General features: G+C 73.9%; 18 protein-coding genes. 12 read left to right on the top strand and 6 right to left on the bottom strand.

The annotated features are described in order from the left end of the window. Positions 1 to 68: 68 nt before the first annotated feature. The 9 genes from CLV72_RS29090 to CLV72_RS29050 all read left to right on the top strand — a co-directional run bounded on the left by CLV72_RS29090 (position 69) and on the right by CLV72_RS29050 (position 7,629). Positions 69 to 839: a helix-turn-helix transcriptional regulator gene (locus CLV72_RS29090; RefSeq protein ID WP_106252858.1), complete on the top strand. Its 771-nt coding sequence runs from the start codon at positions 69 to 71 to the stop codon at positions 837 to 839. Then, complete coding sequence (gene sufB / locus CLV72_RS29085) at positions 839 to 2,251, top strand: Fe-S cluster assembly protein SufB (RefSeq protein WP_106252857.1); 1,413 nt, start codon at positions 839 to 841, stop codon at positions 2,249 to 2,251. The genes CLV72_RS29090 and sufB overlap by 1 nt, the downstream gene beginning before the upstream one ends. Continuing rightward, the gene (gene sufD, locus CLV72_RS29080; RefSeq protein WP_106252856.1) at positions 2,251 to 3,426 is read left to right on the top strand and encodes a Fe-S cluster assembly protein SufD; all 1,176 of its coding nucleotides are present in this window, start codon (positions 2,251 to 2,253) and stop codon (positions 3,424 to 3,426) included. Before sufB ends, sufD begins: the two co-directional genes overlap by 1 nt. Next, positions 3,423 to 3,755: a non-heme iron oxygenase ferredoxin subunit gene (locus CLV72_RS29075; RefSeq protein ID WP_106252853.1), complete on the top strand. Its 333-nt coding sequence runs from the start codon at positions 3,423 to 3,425 to the stop codon at positions 3,753 to 3,755. Before sufD ends, CLV72_RS29075 begins: the two co-directional genes overlap by 4 nt. Positions 3,756 to 3,760: 5 nt before the next feature. Further along, positions 3,761 to 4,525, top strand: coding sequence for a Fe-S cluster assembly ATPase SufC (gene sufC / locus CLV72_RS29070; RefSeq protein WP_106252851.1), 765 nt, complete (start codon positions 3,761 to 3,763; stop codon positions 4,523 to 4,525). Between the two features lie 5 nt (positions 4,526 to 4,530). Next, positions 4,531 to 5,799 (top strand): cysteine desulfurase, encoded by a 1,269-nt coding sequence (locus CLV72_RS29065; protein WP_106253066.1) that lies wholly within the window; start codon positions 4,531 to 4,533, stop codon positions 5,797 to 5,799. A gap of 9 nt (positions 5,800 to 5,808) precedes the next feature. Continuing rightward, a complete protein-coding gene (sufU, locus tag CLV72_RS29060; RefSeq protein ID WP_106252849.1) occupies positions 5,809 to 6,291 on the top strand; it encodes a Fe-S cluster assembly sulfur transfer protein SufU in 483 nt (160 codons plus the stop codon). After that, complete coding sequence (locus tag CLV72_RS29055; RefSeq protein WP_106252847.1) at positions 6,288 to 6,686, top strand: metal-sulfur cluster assembly factor; 399 nt, start codon at positions 6,288 to 6,290, stop codon at positions 6,684 to 6,686. Before sufU ends, CLV72_RS29055 begins: the two co-directional genes overlap by 4 nt. Before the next feature lie 136 nt (positions 6,687 to 6,822). Next, positions 6,823 to 7,629, top strand: coding sequence for a pentapeptide repeat-containing protein (locus tag CLV72_RS29050; protein ID WP_106252844.1), 807 nt, complete (start codon positions 6,823 to 6,825; stop codon positions 7,627 to 7,629). Here CLV72_RS29050 and CLV72_RS29045 read toward each other — a convergent pair. From CLV72_RS29045 to CLV72_RS33755, 5 genes are all read right to left on the bottom strand, one after another. Then, entirely contained in the window at positions 7,570 to 9,789 is a 2,220-nt protein-coding gene (locus CLV72_RS29045; RefSeq protein ID WP_106252841.1) for an ATP-binding protein, read from the bottom strand. The two genes, CLV72_RS29050 and CLV72_RS29045, sit on opposite strands and share 60 nt — an antisense overlap. A 122-nt stretch (positions 9,790 to 9,911) precedes the next feature. Beyond that, positions 9,912 to 10,826: a GNAT family N-acetyltransferase gene (locus tag CLV72_RS29040; RefSeq protein ID WP_106252838.1), complete on the bottom strand. Its 915-nt coding sequence runs from the start codon at positions 10,824 to 10,826 to the stop codon at positions 9,912 to 9,914. A 211-nt stretch (positions 10,827 to 11,037) separates the two neighbouring features. Then, positions 11,038 to 12,084 (bottom strand): glycoside hydrolase family 5 protein, encoded by a 1,047-nt coding sequence (locus CLV72_RS29035; RefSeq protein ID WP_106252836.1) that lies wholly within the window; start codon positions 12,082 to 12,084, stop codon positions 11,038 to 11,040. Positions 12,085 to 12,208: 124 nt separating this feature from the next. Then, a complete protein-coding gene (locus CLV72_RS29030; protein WP_106252834.1) occupies positions 12,209 to 12,826 on the bottom strand; it encodes a superoxide dismutase in 618 nt (205 codons plus the stop codon). A gap of 183 nt (positions 12,827 to 13,009) precedes the next feature. Continuing rightward, entirely contained in the window at positions 13,010 to 15,277 is a 2,268-nt protein-coding gene (locus tag CLV72_RS33755; RefSeq protein WP_106252832.1) for a hypothetical protein, read from the bottom strand. A 396-nt stretch (positions 15,278 to 15,673) separates the two neighbouring features. On the opposite strand from CLV72_RS33755, the gene CLV72_RS29020 reads away from it, so the two are divergent. Further along, complete coding sequence (locus CLV72_RS29020) at positions 15,674 to 16,483, top strand: SseB family protein (RefSeq protein WP_170141163.1); 810 nt, start codon at positions 15,674 to 15,676, stop codon at positions 16,481 to 16,483. 90 nt (positions 16,484 to 16,573) lie between these two features. Continuing rightward, a complete protein-coding gene (locus CLV72_RS29015) occupies positions 16,574 to 16,996 on the top strand; it encodes an SseB family protein (RefSeq protein ID WP_106252828.1) in 423 nt (140 codons plus the stop codon). 14 nt (positions 16,997 to 17,010) lie between these two features. Here the strand turns inward: CLV72_RS29015 and CLV72_RS29010 are convergent, their stop codons facing one another. After that, positions 17,011 to 18,135 (bottom strand): EAL domain-containing protein, encoded by a 1,125-nt coding sequence (locus CLV72_RS29010; RefSeq protein WP_245930511.1) that lies wholly within the window; start codon positions 18,133 to 18,135, stop codon positions 17,011 to 17,013. A gap of 314 nt (positions 18,136 to 18,449) precedes the next feature. Between CLV72_RS29010 and CLV72_RS29005 the strand changes: the two genes are divergently transcribed. Then, positions 18,450 to 19,220, top strand: coding sequence for an SGNH/GDSL hydrolase family protein (locus tag CLV72_RS29005; protein WP_106253062.1), 771 nt, complete (start codon positions 18,450 to 18,452; stop codon positions 19,218 to 19,220). Positions 19,221 to 19,287: the final 67 nt, after the last annotated feature.

The raw sequence follows: 19,287 nt of genomic DNA, 5'->3' as shown, positions 1-19,287 counted from the left end.
TACGCCACACTGATGTTGTGAAAAACGTGAGCCACGGCCCTGACGATCAGCGGAGCGCCCACGCGGGCGTGCCGCTGGGGGCTGCCTCCACGGAGCTGGGGGCCGAGACCGGCACCCGCACCCGGGTGGCACGGCTCATCCTCGAACTCGGGCCGAGTACCGCGAGCACCCTCGGCGAGCGCCTCGGCCTCACCCCCGCCGCCGTGCGGCGCCACCTGGACCACCTGGTGGCCGACGGCATGGTGGAGGTCACCGAGGCGCACACCCGGGGCCGCCGCGGCCGGGGCCGACCCGCCAAGCTCTTCGCCATCACCGGCGCGGGGCGCGACGCGTTCGTCCACGGCTACGACGACCTCGCCTCCAGCGCGCTGCGCTTCCTCGCCGAGAAGGCGGGCGGCGCCGCGATCGCCGAGTTCGCCCGGCGACAGGTCGCGGAGCTGGAGGGGCGCTACCGCCCCGCCGTGCGCGACGCCCCCGCCGAGCAGCGGCTGCGCGCGCTGGCCGACTCCCTGTCGGCCGACGGCTACGCCGCCTCCGTCCGCGAGGCGCCGGTGCCCGGCGGCGAGCAGCTGTGCCAGCACCACTGCCCGGTGGCCCACGTCGCCGCGGAGTTCCCCGAGCTGTGCGAGGCCGAGGTCGAGGCCTTCGCGCGGCTGCTGGGCACCCCGGTGCGGCGGCTGGCCACCATCGCGCACGGCGACGGCGTCTGCACCACCCATGTCAGCCCGCACGACCTGGGCGAGAACCCCGACCGGCGGCCGACCGCCGCCCGACACCCGCTCCCCGCCGACGGCGGGGAGGGCGCAACGACGACACAGCGTCCGGGAGGACCTTCCTGATGACGACCACCGCGCATCCAGAGCTCGACGGGCTCGGGACCTACGAATACGGCTGGGCCGACTCCGACGCGGCCGGCGCCTCGGCGCGCCGGGGCCTGTCCGAAGAGGTCGTCCGCGACATCTCCGCGAAGAAGAGCGAACCCGACTGGATGCTCCAGCTCCGGCTCAAGGGCCTGAAGCTGTTCGGCAAGAAGCCGATGCCCACCTGGGGCGCCGACCTGTCGGGCATCGACTTCGACAACATCAAGTACTTCGTGCGCTCCACCGAGAAGCAGGCCGAGTCCTGGGAGGACCTGCCCGAGGACATCAAGAACACCTACGACAAGCTGGGCATCCCCGAGGCCGAGAAGCAGCGGCTGATCGCCGGCGTCGCCGCCCAGTACGAGTCCGAGGTGGTCTACCACAAGATCCGCGAGGACCTTGAGGAGAAGGGCGTCCTCTTCCTGGACACCGACACCGCCGTACGCGAGCACCCGGAGATCTTCCAGGAGTACTTCGGCACCGTCATCCCGCCGGGCGACAACAAGTTCGCCGCGCTGAACACCGCGGTGTGGTCGGGCGGCTCCTTCATCTACGTGCCGCCGAACGTGCACGTCGAGATCCCGCTGCAGGCCTACTTCCGGATCAACACCGAGAACATGGGCCAGTTCGAGCGGACCCTGATCATCGTCGACGAGGGCTCCTACGTCCACTACGTCGAGGGCTGTACCGCGCCGATCTACAAGTCCGACTCCCTGCACTCCGCGGTGGTCGAGATCATCGTGAAGAAGAACGCGCGCTGCCGGTACACCACCATCCAGAACTGGTCCAACAACGTCTACAACCTGGTCACCAAGCGCGCCGTCGCCTACGAGGGCGCCACCATGGAGTGGGTCGACGGCAACATCGGCTCCAAGGTGACCATGAAGTACCCGGCCATCTACCTGATGGGCGAGCACGCCAAGGGCGAGACCCTCTCCGTCGCCTTCTCCGGCTCCGGCCAGCACCAGGACGCCGGCGCCAAGATGGTGCACTGCGCGCCCAACACCTCCTCCTCGATCATTTCCAAGTCGGTGGCCCGCGGCGGCGGCCGCACCTCCTACCGGGGCCTGGTCCAGGTGCAGGACGGCGCGAACCACTCCAAGTCCACCGTGAAGTGCGACGCGCTGCTGGTCGACACCATCAGCCGCTCCGACACCTACCCCTACGTCGACGTCCGCGAGGACGACGTGGAGATGGGCCACGAGGCGACCGTCTCCAAGGTCAGCGAGGACCAGCTCTTCTACCTGATGAGCAGGGGCATGGACGAGGACGAGGCGATGGCCATGATCGTCCGCGGCTTCGTGGAGCCCATCGCCCGCGAGCTGCCGATGGAGTACGCACTGGAACTGAACCGGCTCATCGAGCTGCAGATGGAAGGGGCCGTGGGTTGATGGCGGGCGCGACTACGCCGACAGCGCCGCACAGTCACGGGGAGGTCGCGGTGCCCGCGGTGTCCAAGCTGGACACCGCCGGGTCCTTCGAGACCGCCGACTTCCCGGTGCCGAACGGGCGCGAGGAGGAGTGGCGGTTCACCCCGCTGCGCAGGCTCCGCGGCCTGCACACCGGGCCCGACGGCACCGAGGGCGGCGAGGGCGCCGTCTCGGTGGCGGTCGAGGCCGAGCCCGCGGTGCGGGTCGAGACCGTCGGGCTCGACGACGAGCGGGTGGGGGCCTCCTTCACCCCGCTGGAGCGCGTCAGCGCGCTGGCCTACCGGCACGCCGCCGGCGCCACCCTGGTCACCGTGCCCAAGGAGACCCAGGTCGAGCGGCCGGTGGTCGTCGCGGTGCGCGGCGAGCGGCCCGGCCAGGCATTCGGCCACACCGTCGTGCGGCTGGAGCCCTTCGCCACGGCCACCGTGGTGCTCGACCACGCCGGCAGCGCCACCTACGCCGACAACGTCGAGTTCGTCGTCGGCGACGGCGCCGCCCTCACCGTGGTCAGCGTGCACGACTGGGGGCGCGACGCCGTCCACGTCGCCTACCACCACGTCAGCCTCGGCCGCGACGCCCGCTTCCGCGGCCACGCCGTCACCCTCGGCGGCGACCTGGTGCGCGTCTCGGCCACCGTGCGCTACACCGCGCCCGGCGGCGACGCCGAGCTGAACGGCGTCTACTTCACCGACGCCGGCCAGCACCACGAGCACCGCCTGCTGGTCGACCACTCCCAGAGCCACTGCCGCAGCCGGGTGGAGTACAAGGGCGCCTTGCAGGGCGACGACGCCCACGCGGTCTGGATCGGCGACGTGATCATCGGCGTCGGCACCGAGGGCACCGACACCTACGAGTACAACCGCAACCTGGTGCTCACCGACAACACCCGGGTCGACTCCGTGCCGAACCTGGAGATCTTCACCGGCGAGGTGCTGGGCGCCGGCCACGCCAGCGCGTCCGGCCGCCTGGACGACCTGCACCTGTTCTACCTCCAGGCCAGGGGCATCGAGGCCGAGGAGGCCCGCCGCCTGGTGGTGCGCGGCTTCTTCGCCGAGATGATCGCCCGCCTGGGCGTGCCCGAGGTGGAGGAGCGGCTGACCGCGGCCATCGAACGGGAGTTGGAGCGTTCGGCGTGACCGAGTACGTGCGGGTGTGCTCCCTCGCCGAGGTCCCCGACGAGGGGGCGCTCGGCGTGGAGATCGGCAGCACCCCGGTGGCCGTGGTGCGCACCGGCGGCGAGGTGTTCGCGATGAGCGACATCTGCTCGCACGCCGAGGTGAACCTGTCGGAGGGCGAGGTCGAGGACGGCACCATCGAGTGCTGGCTGCACGGCTCCTGCTTCGACGTGCGCACCGGCAAGCCGACCAACCCCCCGGCCACCCGCCCGGTGGCCACCTATTCCGTGAAGATCGAAGGCGAGGACGTCCTCGTCGCACTGAGTACGCCAGAAGCTGGGGAGTCCTGACCCTTATGTCCACCCTTGAGATCCGCGACCTGCACGTCAGCGTCGAGACCGAGACCGAGAGCAAGCCGATCCTGCGCGGGGTGAACCTCACCGTGCGGGCGGGGGAGACCCACGCCCTGATGGGCCCCAACGGCTCCGGCAAGTCCACGCTCGCCTACGCCATCGCGGGCCACCCCAAGTACCAGATCACCTCGGGCACCGTGCTGCTGGACGGCGAGGACCTGCTGGAGATGACGGTCGACGAGCGGGCCAGGGCCGGCCTGTTCCTGGCCATGCAGTACCCGGTCGAGGTGCCCGGCGTCACCGTCTCCAACTTCCTGCGCAGCGCCGTCACCGCGGTGCGCGGCGAGGCGCCGAAGCTGCGCGAGTTCACCAAGGAGCTGTCGGGGGCGATGAAGAGCCTCGCCATCGACCCCGCCTTCGCCCAGCGCGGCCTGAACGAGGGCTTCTCCGGCGGCGAGAAGAAGCGCCACGAGATCCTCCAGCTCGAACTGCTCAAGCCCAAGATGGCGGTGCTGGACGAGACCGACTCCGGCCTGGACGTCGACGCGCTCAAGGTCGTGTCGGAGGGCGTCAACCGCTTCAGCGCCTCCGGCGAGGTCGGCGTCCTGCTGATCACGCACTACACCCGCATCCTGCGCTACGTGAAGCCCGACTTCGTGCACGTCTTCGTCGAGGGCGCCATCGTCGAGGAGGGCGGCCCGGAGCTGGCCGAGCGGCTGGAGGCCGAGGGCTACGAGCGCTTCGCGAAGGCGGGCGCGTCGAAGTGACCGTCCTGCCGCGCGCCCTGGACGCCGAGAAGGTCCGGGCGGACTTCCCGATCCTGGACCGCACGGTCCGGGACGGGCGCCGCCTGGTCTACCTCGACTCCGGCGCCACCTCGCAGAAGCCACGCCAGGTGCTGGACGCGGAGCGCGAGTTCTACCAGCGGCACAACGCCGCCGTGCACCGGGGCGCCCACCAGCTCGCCGAGGAGGCGACGGACGCCTACGAGGGCGCGCGGGCCACGATCGCGGCCTTCATCGGGGCACCCCCCGGCGAGGTGGTGTTCACCAAGAACACCACCGAGGGCATCAACCTGGTGGCCTACGCCTTCAGCAACGCCGCCACCGCCGGCCCCGGCTTCGAGCGCTTCGTGCTCGGCCCCGGCGACGAGGTCGTCGTCACCGAGATGGAGCACCACGGCAACCTGGTGCCCTGGCAGGAGCTGTGCCGGCGCACCGGCGCCACCCTGCGCTGGTTCCCGCTCACCGACGAGGGCCGGCTCGACCTGTCCGGCATGGACGAGCTGCTCAACGAGCGCACCAAGGTCGTCGCCGTCGCCCACCAGTCCAATGTGCTCGGCACGGTCAACCCGGTCCGGCGCATCGCCGAGCGGGCGCACCGCTTCGGCGCGGTGGTGGTGGCCGACGCCGCCCAGTCCGTGCCGCACCTGCCGGTCGACGTCACCGAGCTGGGCGCCGACTTCCTGGCCTTTTCCGGGCACAAGATGCTCGGGCCCACCGGGATCGGCGTGCTGTGGGGCCGGGCGGAGCTGCTGGCCGCCATGCCCCCGTTCATCACCGGCGGCTCGATGATCGGCGTGGTGCACATGGACCACACCACCTGGGCCGAGCCCCCGCAGCGCTTCGAGGCGGGGGTGCCGATGGCGGCGCAGGCCGTCGGGCTGGCCGCGGCCGTCGACTACCTCACCGCGCTCGGCATGGACGCCGTCGCCGCCCACGAGCACGAGCTGACCTGCTACGCCCTGGAGCGGCTGGCCGGGATCGACGGCGTGCGGGTGGTCGGGCCGCTGGACGCGGAGGCGCGCGGCTCGGCCGTGTCCTTCGTGGTCGACGGCATCCACCCCCACGACGTCGGCCAGGTGCTCGACGACCAGGGCATCGCGGTACGGGTGGGCCACCACTGCGCCTGGCCGCTGCACCGCCGCTTCGCGGCGGTGGCCACCACCCGGGCCACCTTCTACGTGTACAACACCCGCGCCGATGTGGACGCGCTCGCGGAAGGGATCGGGCAGGCCCAGCGTTTCTTCGGAACGGGGTGAGCCATAGCCATGAAACTGGAAGCGATGTACCAGGAGATCATCCTGGACCACTACCGCAACCCCCACCACAAGGGGCTGCGGGAGCCGTACGACACCGAGGTGCACCACATTAACCCCACCTGCGGGGACGAGGTGCGGCTGCGGGTCAAGCTCGACGGCGCGGGCGGCGACGCCCGGGTGGTCGACGTCTCCTACGACAGCCTGGGCTGCAGCATCAGCCAGGCCAGCGCCTCGGTCGCCACCGACCTGCTGATCGGCCGCACCGTCGACGAGGGCATGCGCATCGCGGCGGAGTTCACCGCGCTGATGCAGTCCAAGGGCGAGGGCGAGCCCGACGAGGACGTCCTTGAGGACGCCGTGGCCTTCGCCGGGGTCTCCCGCTACCCGGCCCGGATCAAGTGCGCGCTGCTGTCCTGGATGGCCTGGAAGGACGCCACCGCGCAGACCCTGAGCGCCGACCCGAACGCGAGCATGGAGGAGCGAGTGTCATGACCGACGAACCGACCGCTCAGGACGGCGCGCCGGCCGCGTCCGACGGCGGTGAGGCGGCGACCGCCACCGCGGTGCTCAACACCGCCTCGGAGACCGAGCTGGCCGAGATCACCGAGGCCATGAAGGACGTGGTCGACCCCGAGCTGGGCGTGAACGTGGTCGACCTCGGCCTGGTCTACGGCGTCGCCGCCACCGACGACGTGATCACCCTCGACATGACCCTCACCAGCGCCGCCTGCCCGCTCACCGACGTGATCGAGGACCAGGCCAACAGCGCCCTGGACGAGTTCGGCCGCGAGGTCAAGATCAACTGGGTCTGGCTGCCGCCGTGGGGCCCGGACAAGATCACCGACGACGGCCGCGACCAGCTGCGCATGCTCGGCTTCAACGTCTAGTACAGGTGCACCCCGGAGTCCCCCGCGGGCGCCGCCGCAGTGCTCCACCGCGACCCGCCCGGCCCGCCGCCGGGCGGGTCCGCCGTATCGCAGGCCGCCCGGCCGCCGGGCCGGACACGTTCGAGGTGGGCCGCACATGGCCGAACGCACATCCGCCGCACTGGCGTGGACCGGCGGGGCGGCGCTCTGCGCGGTGCTGGCGGCCGCGGTGCTCGCCGCCTTCGGGCCGCTGCCGGGCTTGGTGCTGGACGCCACCCCCGGCGCGGGGGAGTTGGCGGCGGCCGAACGGGTCGCCGCCGAGGGCGACATCCGCAACTCCCTGCTGCAGGCGGTGGCCGGGCTGCTGCTGGTCATCGGCGCGGTGACCGCCTGGCGGCAGTACCTGGTCGCCCGCCGCCAGCACCTGCTCAGCCGGCACATCGCCGTCACCGACGCCTTCGCCCGCGCCGTCGAGCAGCTGGGGAGCGCCGAGTCGGCCGCCGTGCGGCTGGGCGGCGTCTACGCGCTGGACCGGGTGGCCGACGACGACCCGGCCGAGCGCACTCGGGTGGCCGAGATCCTCACCGCCTTCGTCCGCGAGCACGCGACGGACGGCGAGCCGCCGCCGCGCGAGGCGGTGGCCGCCCTGTCGGTGCTGGTCCGGCGCGACTGGCCCGGCCGCCTCGACCTGGACGCCGTCGCCCTCCCCGGCGCCCGGCTGGCCCGCGCTCGCCTGCGCGGCGCCTCGCTGCGCGGCGCCGACCTGTCAGGTGCCGACCTGCACGGGGCCGTGCTCGCCGGTGCCGCGCTCGACGGCGCGGATCTGCGCCGCGCCGAACTCTCCGGCGCCGACCTCAGCGGGGCGGGGCTGGATGGGGCGCGCCTGTCGGCCGCGACCGCCGACTCAGCCACCCGCTGGCCGGCCGGCTTCGCCCCCGCCGACCACGGCGTCGCCCTCGGCTGAGGCGGCTGCGACGTGCCGGGTGACCGCCTGGAGCGCCGCGGCGATCGACCGGGCGAGGTCGGCCTTCGGATGCTCGGCGAGCGCGAGCCCGTCACCGGTGGCCTCGGGTACCAGCAGGTAGGCGCAGGTGTAGGCGGGTCCGGTGTCGCGCAGTTGCGATTCGGCGGTGAGGAGGTGGCTGCGCGCCCCCGCCGGATCGCCGCCGAGCAGCAGGCCGATCGCCAGGTTGTACCGGGTCAGCGCCCGGGCCTGCGCGTCGCGCGCCAGCGGGAGCGCCGCGGCGGCCCAGTCGGCCGCGGCTCCGGTGTCGCCGCCGACCAGCGAGATGTACGCCGCGTCATTGGCCGCGGACCAGGTCGGGAAGGTCTGGAAGGAGGTGCGCAGGTGGTCGAGCGCCGCTGCGGCATCGCCCTCGGAATAGGCCCGGTACGCCTGGTCGGAGTGGTTCTCCGCGATCCACTCGGGATGGCCGTGCGTACCGAAGCGGGCGAACCAGTCCTCCCGCTCGGGCCACGGCCGGAGCGGGATCCGCTCCCGGGAGGCGTGCAGCTCCCCGCCGAGCCGCTCAGCCCGCTCGGCGGCCGCGGCGAAGGCGGGATCGTCCGCGAGCCGGTAGTCGGCGGTGTCGGCCGAGCACAACCAGCGCACCGCGGTCGTCCCGTTGTAGACGCACCGCACCGTGGTCAGGTCCAGCGCGGCCGGCTTACTGGCGGTCATGACGGCCTCGTGCAGGAACGGCACGACGAAGCCGAACGGGCCGGGGTCGCCGAGGGTCCGCAGCGCGGCGACCGCGGACGCCACCGCCCCGGCGCGCATCCCCAGGCAGCAGCTGCGCAGTGAGTCGACGCCGCTCGGCCGCAGGTCGCACAGCAGATGCCCGAGGTTGCCGGTCAGCAGGTGGCGGAAGTCGGCGCGGCCGATGCTCTGCCTGTGGCGGTTGCTCTCCCGCTTCCGGGCCGTCCACAGCCGGGCATAGGTCCGGTCGAACAGGTCGCCGACCAGGGTGACCACCCCGTCGTCCACCTCGACCAGGCCGTCGGCGACGAAGCGCGCGAGGTACCCGTCGAGCTGCTCGCGGGTGAAGGCGGCGGTGCCGGAGACGAGGTAGCCGAACCAGATCTCGTCCAGGCGGGCGTTCCCGCTCGAAGCGCACAGCACGCTGAGGGCGTCCAGCTCCTCGGGCGACATCTGGCGGACCGCCGCGACGAGCGCGCTCTTGTGTACATCGCGGCCCGCCTCCAGCCGCGCCCGCACGTCGTCCACCGCCTCGGGCGTCAGCGTCATCGAGCCCTCGCCGCCGCTCTGCCAGCGGTCGAACATGACGTGGCAGTACAGCTGGATGGCGTAGGGGTCGCCGTCGGTGAGCGCCATCAGGTCGCCGGAGACGTCGTCCGCTGAGCCCAGGAGGTCCTGGCCGAGCGCGGCGAGCGGCCGCTCGACGCAGGCGCGCACCTCGGCGGTCTCGGTGAAGCGCTGCACCTTCACCAGCTCGAACTGGCGCAGCAGCGGCGCGAAGACCTCGTCGATCCGGGTGACCAGGTCGGAGGTGCCCGCGAGGACGAACACGTAGCCGTTCAGCCGCATGCCGACCGTGCGCAGCAGCTCCAGCACCTCCGTATGCTCGGCGGCCTGCTGCGCCTCGTCCACCAGCACGGTCACCGGGCGGCCGACGTGGGCGAGCAGGTACTCCAGGTCGCGGCGGAGCGCGATGTCGGAGAGCCGCCCGCCGGCCGCGAGGTTCTCGGGGAACTCCAGCTGCAGTTCGTCGTCGGCGGCGCCGCCGACCACCCGCCGCACCAGGCGGGGGGTGACCGGGCGGCCGTCCGGGGTGGCCAGCGGGGCGGCGGCGGTGACGGAGTCGACCAGCGCCTCGTAGACCTTGCCGAAGAAGGCCGCCGGATCGGCGTCACCCGACACCAGGTCGACGCGGACGGTCAGGTGGCCGCACTCGCGGGCGATGCTCTCGGCCATGTTCAGCAGGCTGGTCTTGCCCGCGGCGCGTTCGCCGTGCAGGGCGATGTAGCCCGTGGGGTCGGAGACGGAGGTCCGGCCGATGACCTTGGAGATCCGGAACAGCTCGCCGCCGCGCCCAGCGAAGCGCCGCTCGTCGCGCACCGGGTTGGCGTAGTCGTAGGGGTTGGGCAGTTCCGCGATGTCCATGGCTCCTCCGCCCGAGGGGTCCCGCCATTATCGACGCCGCCGCGGTCCGCCCGGTTGCCTCGGCCCGCCGCGGACGGCCGCGCGCACCGCCTTTCGTGCGCGCGGCCGTCCCGGCGGCCCGCTCACACCGTGTCGGGCACCATGTCGATCCGGTGCATCCAGACCGGGTAGCCGGCGCGGGCGAAGGCGGCGGCCATCGGGGTGTTGGTGGTGTCGGTGGCGGCGACGATCCGCTCGGCGCCCTGGGCGGCCAGCAGGTGGGTGGCCTCGGCCAGCAGTTCGTAGGCGTGGCCGCGGCCGCGGTGCTCGGGGACGACGCCGATGTAGCCGATCACGTGGTCGCCGTGGTTGCGGGCCGGGACGCACAGCCCGGCCAGCTCTCCGCCGGGGGTGTAGGCCAGCCGCCACCACTCGCGCGGGCCGGGCTTCCAGCGCAGCAGGTCCAGCTGCTCCTGGGCGGCCGCGTCCAGGCCGGAGCGCTCGACCGTGCGCCGGGCGTGCGCGTCCAGGGTGCCCTGGTGGACGCGGCGGAAGGCGGCCAGGATGGCGGCGTCGTCGGGTTCGGGCCGCAACTCCAGGCGGCCGGGCCGCTCGGGCAGGCCGCAGCCGGGCGTCCACCGGTAGCGGTACCGCTCCACCAGCGGGGTCAGGCCGGCCTCGGCGGCGGCGCCGATGCGGGCCTCGGCCGCCGCCCGCACGGCGGCGTCGGACCGCCAGCTGGGCGGTAGCAGCAGCGAGTACTCCGTTCGCAGCGGCGCGCGGCGCAGCAGCTCGACCGCGGCTTCGCGGTCGGTGAAGTCGAACCAGTCCAGGGCGAGCGGTGCCGTGTCGTGCGGCCCGCCCCACCAGGCGGCGCGGGCCACCACGGCGGCGCCGCGCAGCGCCACCCAGGTCCACTCGGGGCGCAGGCCGCCGCCGGCGGCCATCCGGGCGTAGTCCTCGCCGAAGGCGGCGAAGCCGACCAGGCCGGGGTCGGGGAGGGAGTCGAACAGCGCTTCCTCGCCCGCTTGGAGCGGGCGGATGACCAGATCGGTCACGGGGGTCCTTCCGGGAGGGCGCGACGCGCTCCCGGTCAGCTACCGGCGGCCCTCGCGGCCGGGTGGGAGCGCATGATCGTCATGGTGACCACGGTTCCCACCTCCTTCTCGCCGTCCGAGGGCCGAGTGGAAGGCTAGCGCACCGAAGGCGCCCGGCGGAGCGCCCGCACGGCGCGGCCGGTCCGGCCGCGCCGTGCGGGCGCCGGGGCGGCTAGCCGGCGCGGATGTGCTCGCGGACCCAGACGCCGGCGGGCTTGAGCGGGCCGGTGCCGGTCCACGGGCCGCCGCTGCCGCAGGTGCCCTCGCGGAAGACGGCGCCGGAGCGGAAGTCGTCGGAGAAGTTCCAGTTGACCCAGCTGATGCCGCGCTCGGCCATCAGCGCGAGGTAGCGGTCGGCCATGGCGAAGTCGTTGCCGCCGTCGCCGGAGCTGGTCTGGGTGCCGAACTCGGTGACGAAGACCGGCAGCCGCCGGGAGGCGCGGTCCAGGGTGTCCAGGTAGTTCTGGCCGTGCGTGGCCGCGTAGAAGTGGAAGGTGTACATGATGTTGTCCGCGCGCACGGGGTCATTGACGATCTCCTGCTCGCTGCCGCCCTCGGAGACGCCCAGCGAGGACCAGGCGCGGGTGCCGACCAGGACGACCGAGTCGGGGTCGTTGGCCCGGATCACCGGGATGACCTGCTCGGCGTAGCCGCGGATGGTGCTCCAGCCCACGCCGTTGGGCTCATTGGCGATCTCGTAGAGCACATTGGGGTTGCCGGCCTGGCGGCGGGAGATCTCGGCGAAGAAGGTGCGGGCGTTGCCCAGGTTGGCGGTGGGGTCGCCCGGGGTGAGCAGGTGGAAGTCCACGATCGCGTACATGCCGCGTGCGGTGACCTGGTCCACGATGCCGTCCACCAGGTCGGTGTAGCCGGCCGGGTCGGTCTCGTACCCGCCCTCCTGCACGTACATCGAGACGCGCACGACGTCGGCGCGCCAGTCCTGGGCCAGCGCGTCCAGCGAGGCGCCGGTGACGCAGTGCGCGTACCACTGGAGGCCGTGGGTGCTCATCCCGCGCAGCTGCACCGGCCGGCCGCCGGCGTCGCACAGCCGGGTGCCGCAGACGTGCAGCGGCCCGGCGGCGACCGGGGCGGGGGAGGCGCCGGCCGGGGCGGGCGCGAGGGGGAGCAGGGCGAGGAGCAGCGCGGACAGGACGGCGAGCAGGCTCGGCCGGACGCGCCGGGCCGGCCGGCCGGCGGGGGACGGGACGGACGGGACCATCGGGGCTCCTGGGCGGGGACGGGAGCGGCAGGAAACCGGAAAGTAACCTTCCTGTTGCGATCCGTCAAGCGCGCTCCGGTGCCCGGCGGCCCGGCCCGAGCCCCGGGCCGCCGGGCGGCCGCGCTCAGGCCGGGTTGACCGCCACGCCCTGCGCCCGCTCGAAGCGCTCCTGGACGTCGGCCCAGTTGACGATGTTCCAGAAGGCCTTCACGTAGTCCGCCTTGACATTGCGGTACTGCAGGTAGAAGGCGTGCTCCCACATGTCGAGCATCAGCAGCGGATAGGTGCCCACGGCCAGGTTGCCCTGGTGGTCGTAGAGCTGCTCCAGGATCAGCCGCCGGCCGATGGAGTCCCAGGCCAGGATCGACCAGCCCGAGCCCTGGATGCCGAGCGCGTTCGCGGTGAAGTGCGCCCGGAAGGCGTCGAAGGAGCCGAAGAACTCCTCGATCGCCGCGGCCAGCCCGCCCTCGGGCTTGTCGCCGCCGTCGGGCGACATGTTCGGCCAGAACACGCTGTGGTTGACGTGCCCGGCCAGGTTGAAGGCGAGGTTCTTCTGCAGCAGGTTCACCGTGCCGAGGGTCTGCTTCTCGCGCGCCTCGGCCAGCTGCTCGATGGCGTCGTTGGTGCCCTTGACGTAGGTGGCGTGGTGCTTGGAGTGGTGCAGCTCCATGATCGCGCCCGAGATGTGGGGTTCGAGCGCGCTGTAGTCGTACGGCAGGTCCGGCAGCTCGTACGCGGACATACGGCCTCCTCATCAAACGCGTCAGCGTTGTAATTGCGAATCTCTCGCAAGAGACCCTACTCCTCGCCGTACCGCGGCCTCAGCACGGCCCGTGGACCCGTCGCAGCCGGTGGCGGGCACGACGGACCGCGCCGCCGGCGCGGAGGGCGCGGGCGGCGCGGGACGGGAGAAGGCGGGCGGCCGCTACCTGCGGCGCTCGTGGGTGGTGGCGTACAGGCTCTCGCGCAGGTGGGTGAGGATGTCGTTGTCGCCGCGCTGGCCGAGCCGCTCGATCAGCTCCTGCGGGCTGATCTGGGCGTCGGTGCCGATGCGGCGCGCGATGATCTGCACGGCCTCCTCGGTGGTGGCCGGGGCGGTGTAGCCGATCAGGTGCAGCGCCCTGGCGGCCGGGCTGCGGTCGTCGCGCAGCTCGGCGGCGGGCAGCCGCCGCGCGTCGAGCTGGTCGCCGACCACGCTGATGAACACCCGGTCGCCGGGCTGCGCCGACAGGCGCCGCAGCAGCGGCCGCAGGGAGTCGAAGGCCGGCTGGTCGCGCCAGACCAGCACGATCAGGTCGGCGCCCGGGCCGGTGATGGACAGCAGCCGCCCGGGGCGCAGCCCCAGCAGCGAGGCGTAGCCCGGCGGGACGGTGACGGGCGCGCCGTTGAGGTGGTCGGCGGTGACGTCGATCCGCTGCCACCAGCGGCCGTCGGGGGAGCGGAAGCAGCGGGCGGAGTCGGTGACGTTGTACACCGGCTCCGGCTGGTTCAGCGCCGCGGCGGCGGCCGGGCGCTCGCCGGGGCGGCGGATCGGCAGCCCGTTGGCGGTGGTCTGGCCCGCGGCGGCGGCCGGGACCCGGGTGAAGGAGCCGGTGGGGTGGTCGGAGACCACCTCGCCGTTCTTGATGCTCAGGCCCTCGATGCTGAGGATCCACGGGCGGGCGGCGTGGGCCCGGATGCCCAGCCGGGCGATCAGCGCGCCGGCCTCGGTCACCGAGGGGCGCTGCGCCAGCAGTTCGCGGGTGCGCTCGCGCAGCTGGTGGGGGTCGCCGGCCACCAGCCAGCCGCCGGTCATCCGCCGGTCGGGCAGCAGGGTGAGCAGGATCCGCCACAGCGGCGTGCCCAGCGCGGGCACCTCGACGGAGTGCGCGGGATGCGCCGCCACCAGGTGGTCGACGGTGGCGACCGTGCCCAGGCGGTCGGCCAGGTCGGCGAGGTGCCGCGACAGCGGCCCGGCCGCCGGCGAGCCCAGCCAGCCCATCAGCCGCTCCTCGGCGCCGCGCTGGGCGTTGCGCAGGTGGGAGACGTCGACGCGCAGCCGGTCGGCGAGCACCCGGATACTGGCCGGCTCGTTGGAGAACAGCCGCTCGACGGCGATCACCCGCTGGAGGTCGTCCCACTCGCGCAGGAAGGAGTCGACCAGGTCGACCAGCGGCTGCCCGGTGGGGCGCGCGGGCGGCAGCACCGGGATCGAGCCGGTGGCCGGCCCCTCGGCCGGCAGCGGCGCCGCGGGCACCGCGGGGAAGGTGCGGGTGGGCGGGGCCGGCGCGTGCGCGGGCTCGGGCAGCGCGGGCGGCGCACCGGGTTCGCGCCGCACCGGGGGCGCCGGGCGGGTGAAGGAGCCGGTGCCGCTCGCCGCCGGCCGGGCGAAGGACCCGGTGTCGGGACGGCTGAAGGAGCCGGTGTCGGTGCGCGGGAAGGACCCGGTCTCGGTGCGGGCGAAGGAGCCCGTCTCGGTGCGCGGGAAGGAGCCGGTGTCGGTCCGCCCGGAGTGCCGCGACTGGCGCTCGGGCAGCCCGGTGGGCTCGGCGCGCAGCGGCGGGCGCGGCGGCGCGGGCGGCGGAGCCGGCGCGGCCGCCGGGGGCGGCTGCGGTGAGGGCAGCGCGTCGACATTGTCGACGTCGGCGATGGCGATCAGGTAGGCGAGGGCGGCGCGCACCGGCTCGGGGGCGTGCGCGGGCAGCCAGGCGGCGAGGGTGTGCACCGCCTCGCCCAGCATGTTCGCCACCGCGGGCGGCGTCTCGCCCTCGCCGCCGGCCGGCAGCAGCGGTTCGAGCACGTGCGCGAGGACGGCCGCGATGACGTCGGCCGAGCCGATCCCCGGCGGGTAGCGCCAGTCGAGCATGGCCGCGGCCGTGCTGTCGAGGAGCGCGCTCCAGTCGCCGGCGTTGTCGAGCACGGCGGTGCGGATGGGATCCGGCCAGTCGGGCAGCCGGGGGTCGATGGTCAAGAAGCGCAGGGTCGGCAGCAGGTCGCCGAGCGGGATGTGGTCGAAGCGCTCCACCGGCAGCCGGGAGACCCGCCCGTACAGCCAGGTGGGGCCGGCCACCTCCGACACCCGGGGCAGCGGGGTGGTGGACCACCAGCCGTCGGGCAGCCGGGGATCGGCCAGGATCTCGGCGATGTGCTGCGGCCGGCTCCAGCGCAGCGCGGGCAGGAGATCGGTCAGGCAGAGCGGCGAGGGAACACTCATCGTCTGGTCTCGACCTCCCGGTTGGTCCGCGGGTGCCGCGGTGCTGCGGCGTCCTCCGGAACGGCGGCGGGTGCGCGGGCGGCGCGGGAAAGGGCGCCGCCGGTGACCCGCGGTACGGCCCTCACACCGACCACGGCGGATGACCTCGATCGTATGGGGTGGTCCATACCGGGCGGTAGTCCCCATTGTCCCGAGTCGGGTGAATCGTCACTGGTCATTCCCGTGTCGATGGGTCTGGCGCCTTCACCGCGGACGCCGGGCGCCCGTGAGGCTCCCCACACCATAGGACCCGCCCGAGGGGGTCCGCCGCAGCCGTTCGCCGGTCCGGTGAGATCCATGTCACCACCGTCCGGTCCGGCGGGCGCGCGGGAGCCGCCGAGCGGGCACACTGGGGGCATGCCGTTTCCCGCCAACGACGTCGAGCGGGCGCTGGAGTCCGCGCTCGCCGACGCCAGCGCGCCCGCGCTGTCCGCGCTGCTGCCCGCCCTGGCCACCGCTCCGCTCTGGCTGCCGCTGCCGGCCGACGGAGACGACGGCTCCGAGCAGGTCACCCTGCCCACCGTCGAGTTCGACGGCACCGTGTTCGTGCCGGTCTTCACCTCGCCCGAGCAGCTGGCCGAGGGCTCGCCCGGCACCCCCTACGCGCTGGTGCGCGGCTTCCAGCTGGCCCGGCTGCTCGACGACGGCCTCGGCATCGCGCTGAACCCCGGCGCGCGCGCCGCCACCCCGCTGTACCCCGAGGGCGTGCGGGCGCTGGCCGCCGCCCCGGTCGACGAGGAGGCCCTGGAGGACCTCGCCCACTTCGACCCCTACGCCGACATGGTCGACCCCGAGCGCGAACTGGCCGCGCCCGAGCCCGCCGCCGTCGCCGGACTGCGCGCCGCCGCGGTCCGCGGCTTCGCCGCCCTGCCCGGCGTGCTGGCGGCCCGCGACGCCTGGGTGGCGGCCGGGCCCGGCATGCCCGACGGCAGTCTCATCCTCGGAGTCACCCTCGCCGAGGGCGGCGAGGGCGCCGAGGAGCCGGTGCTCGCCGCGGTGCGCGAGGCGGTCGGCGCCGCGCGCCCCGACTACCCGGTCGACGTCGCCTTCCTCGACCCCGCCGCCGCCGGCGGCTGCGGCGCGGCCGACTGCTGCGGCGGCGACTGCGGGAGCCTGACCGTCGGCGACTGGATGCTGGCCAACCGGGAGCCCTTCTACCGCCGCTGAGCACGGTGTGGGGCCGCGCCGATCGGGTAGGGCGGCCCCAGGGGCGCAACGGCCCCGACCCGATGCCGTCCAGCCGAGGACTTGATACCCATGGCTTTCCCGGCCAACGATGTGGAACGCGCGCTCGCCGAGGTCCTGGAGGACACCGCCACCACGCCCGGCTTCCTGGCCACCCTGCGCAGCAACGAGCTGGTGGTGCCGCTGCCCGAGGGGGCCGGCGTGCAGTCCGACGGCTCCGTGGCGCTGCCGGTGCTCACCCACGACGACGCGAGCTTCGTACCGGTCTTCACGTCCGAGGAGCAGCTGGCGCAACTGGACTCCTCCCTCGCCTACACCACCGTCCCGGCCCGCGAGCTCGCCGGCATGCTGCCCGAGGGGGTGGGCCTGGCGGTGAACCCGGGCGCCACCGCGACGGTGCCGATCCCGGCCGAGAACGTCTGGGCCATCGCGGGCACCCCGCCCGACTCCGGCCCGAGCGGACCCGACGGCTCGGGGCCCGCACCGCAAGCGTAGGCCCGCGAGGGGGGCTAGAACCGGTCCATTCCCTGGATCAGGTCGCTGACCCGAACGATTCCCGCGCACCGGCCCAGTTCGTCGGTGACCACGAGGTCGTCGTAGACGTCCTCCTCGCCGCGCCCGGCCGCGCGCAGCGCCGCCATGGCCGGCATCGTGCGCGGCACGATCCTGGGCGGACCGGCCAGCCGCCGCGCCGGGCGGTGCGCGTGCAGGGCGTGGCCGTAGGGGCCGGCCACCGCGAGCAGGAAGCGGGTGCGGTCCAGCAGCGCCACCGGCCGCTCGAACTCGTCCAGCAGCACCAGGCTGGTCAGCTTGGGATCGTGCGAGAAGGCGTCGAGCGCGAGTTCGGCGGTGGTGTCGTTGGCCATCGTGCGGGCCGGGGTGACGAACTCGCTCACCCGCGGACCCACCTCCGCGCGCCCGGGCGCCGGCGGCTCCACGGGCGCCGCCACCGGCACCTGCACCCGGTCGGCCGGCATCCAATCCTCGTCGGCGATCAGCGGGCCCTGCGCCAGCCGCACGCCGTGGGAGCGCAGCGCGGCCAGCTGCTCGGTGCGGTGCACCCCCGCGGCCACCATGTAGGTTCCCAGCCGCCGGCCCAGTTCGGCGAGGGCGGTGACCAGGGTGGTCCTGCGGTCGTCGCCGGGCACCCCGGCGATCAGCTCGGGGTCCAGGCGCAGCAGGTAGGGCTGGATGGTCAGCAGCAGGTCGGGCGGGACGTGGGAGGTGCCGAGCGAGACGAGGTAGCCGTGCTCGCGCAGCGCCGCGGCGCCCGACAGCAGCCGGCCCTCCTCCACCCCGCCGACATTGCCGGTGAGCATCAGGATCACCTCGCGCGGCCGCCGGCCCAGCTCCCGCAGGGTGCGGTGCAGCAGCGCCAGCCGCTCCTGGCCGTAGGCGACCGTGCTCACCCGGACGGGGAGCAGCAGCGGCAGCAGGTTCTCGTGCGCCGCCGCGCCCCGGGCAGCCCGCGACACCCGCTCGGCGTCCTCCAGGCCGGGCGGGGCGTTCTCATCGGTCCGGCCGCCAGGTGCGATCCGGGCCTCCACGGCCACCACCGCACCGGATTCGAGGTCGATGACCGGGGCGAATCCGACATCGAGTGCGTCGTGGCGGCGCAGCTGCTCAACGGGCACAACTGCGATGATGCCGCCCGGAAATGACTAAAGTAAGTGGTCAGGCCGTGAGTTCACCGAAAATTAGCACCGGCGCCACGCCGTCCGTCCTGCGGCGGATCGGGTCGCCCACCAGCTGGGCGCGGTGCGGGACCGGAGGCTCCGCCGCCCGCGGCGCCGGGGCGGTGAACCGCCTCACACTGGCGCCGACATGTGGGCGATGCACGTAACCGACGGTCGCGTAGGTCGCGTCCCGCGCGGCATCATCGGATGCCGTGACAGCAACGGACCAGGTCCCGCCCCGCGACGGCGGGACCGCGACAGCACAACACGAGATCGGCACGCTGACCTACGTCGCGATCGGCGACAGCTTCACCGAAGGGCTCGGCGACCCCTATCCCGACGACTCGCCGCTGGCCGGCCGGGAGCGCGGCTGGGCCGACCGGGTGGCCGAGGCGCTCGCCGCCGAGCACGGCGGCATCCGCTACGCCAACCTCGCCGTGCGGGGGCGGCTGATCCGCCGGATCGTCGAGGAGCAGGTACCGCAGGCGGTCGCGCTCGCCCCCGACCTGGTCACCTTCAACGGTGGCGGCAACGACCTCATCCGCCCCGGCGCCGATCCCGACGCCGTCGCGGTGGTCTTCGCCGACGCGGTCCGCCGGCTGCGCGCCACCGGCGCGACCGTCGCGATCTTCACCGGCCAGGACACCGCCGCCCAGCCGGCAATGCGCCACCTGCGCGGGAAGATCGCCATCTACAACGCCCACCTGCGGGCGATCGCCGACCGCTACGGCGCGGTGGTGGTGGACATGTGGCCGATGCGGGTGCTCGGCGACCCCCGCGCCTGGTGCGAGGACCGGCTGCACCTGTCGCCCGAGGGCCACCGCAGGGTCGCGCTGCGCACCCGCGCCGCCCTCGGCCTGCCGGTCGACGCCAACTGGGCCGATCCCTGGCCCAGCGCGCCCCGCCCGGACTGGCGCGAGCTGCGCCGCCAGGACGCCCGCTGGCTCCGCCACCACCTGCTGCCGTGGATCGGCCGGCGGCTGAGCGGCCGCTCGTCGGGCGACGGCCGCACCGGCAAGCGCCCCGAGCCCGGCCCGGTGTGAGCCGGGCCCGGCGGCGCAGCCGGCGGTCCGCGCGGCGGCCCGGGAGAAACGCCGCGCGGACCGGTCT

The sequence above is a fragment of the Allonocardiopsis opalescens genome, from assembly GCF_003002095.1.
GTDB lineage: Bacteria > Actinomycetota > Actinomycetes > Streptosporangiales > Streptosporangiaceae > Allonocardiopsis > Allonocardiopsis opalescens.
Note: the sequence above shows the minus strand (reverse complement) of the source record. Positions and strands in the feature narration are given on the sequence as shown.

Excerpts from the sequence above, each read along its gene's own strand:
- sufB (WP_106252857.1), top strand. The coding sequence starts at position 839 with ATGACGACCACCGCGCATCCAGAGCTCGACGGGCTCGGGACCTACGAA.
- sufD (WP_106252856.1), top strand. The coding sequence starts at position 2,251 with ATGGCGGGCGCGACTACGCCGACAGCGCCGCACAGTCACGGGGAGGTC.
- sufC (WP_106252851.1), top strand. The coding sequence starts at position 3,761 with ATGTCCACCCTTGAGATCCGCGACCTGCACGTCAGCGTCGAGACCGAG.
- sufU (WP_106252849.1), top strand. The coding sequence starts at position 5,809 with ATGAAACTGGAAGCGATGTACCAGGAGATCATCCTGGACCACTACCGC.
- CLV72_RS29055 (WP_106252847.1), top strand. The coding sequence starts at position 6,288 with ATGACCGACGAACCGACCGCTCAGGACGGCGCGCCGGCCGCGTCCGAC.
- CLV72_RS29050 (WP_106252844.1), top strand. The coding sequence starts at position 6,823 with ATGGCCGAACGCACATCCGCCGCACTGGCGTGGACCGGCGGGGCGGCG.
- CLV72_RS29045 (WP_106252841.1), bottom strand. The coding sequence starts at position 9,789 with ATGGACATCGCGGAACTGCCCAACCCCTACGACTACGCCAACCCGGTG.
- CLV72_RS29035 (WP_106252836.1), bottom strand. The coding sequence starts at position 12,084 with ATGGTCCCGTCCGTCCCGTCCCCCGCCGGCCGGCCGGCCCGGCGCGTC.
- CLV72_RS29030 (WP_106252834.1), bottom strand. The coding sequence starts at position 12,826 with ATGTCCGCGTACGAGCTGCCGGACCTGCCGTACGACTACAGCGCGCTC.
- CLV72_RS33755 (WP_106252832.1), bottom strand. The coding sequence starts at position 15,277 with ATGAGTGTTCCCTCGCCGCTCTGCCTGACCGATCTCCTGCCCGCGCTG.
- CLV72_RS29020 (WP_170141163.1), top strand. The coding sequence starts at position 15,674 with ATGCCGTTTCCCGCCAACGACGTCGAGCGGGCGCTGGAGTCCGCGCTC.
- CLV72_RS29015 (WP_106252828.1), top strand. The coding sequence starts at position 16,574 with ATGGCTTTCCCGGCCAACGATGTGGAACGCGCGCTCGCCGAGGTCCTG.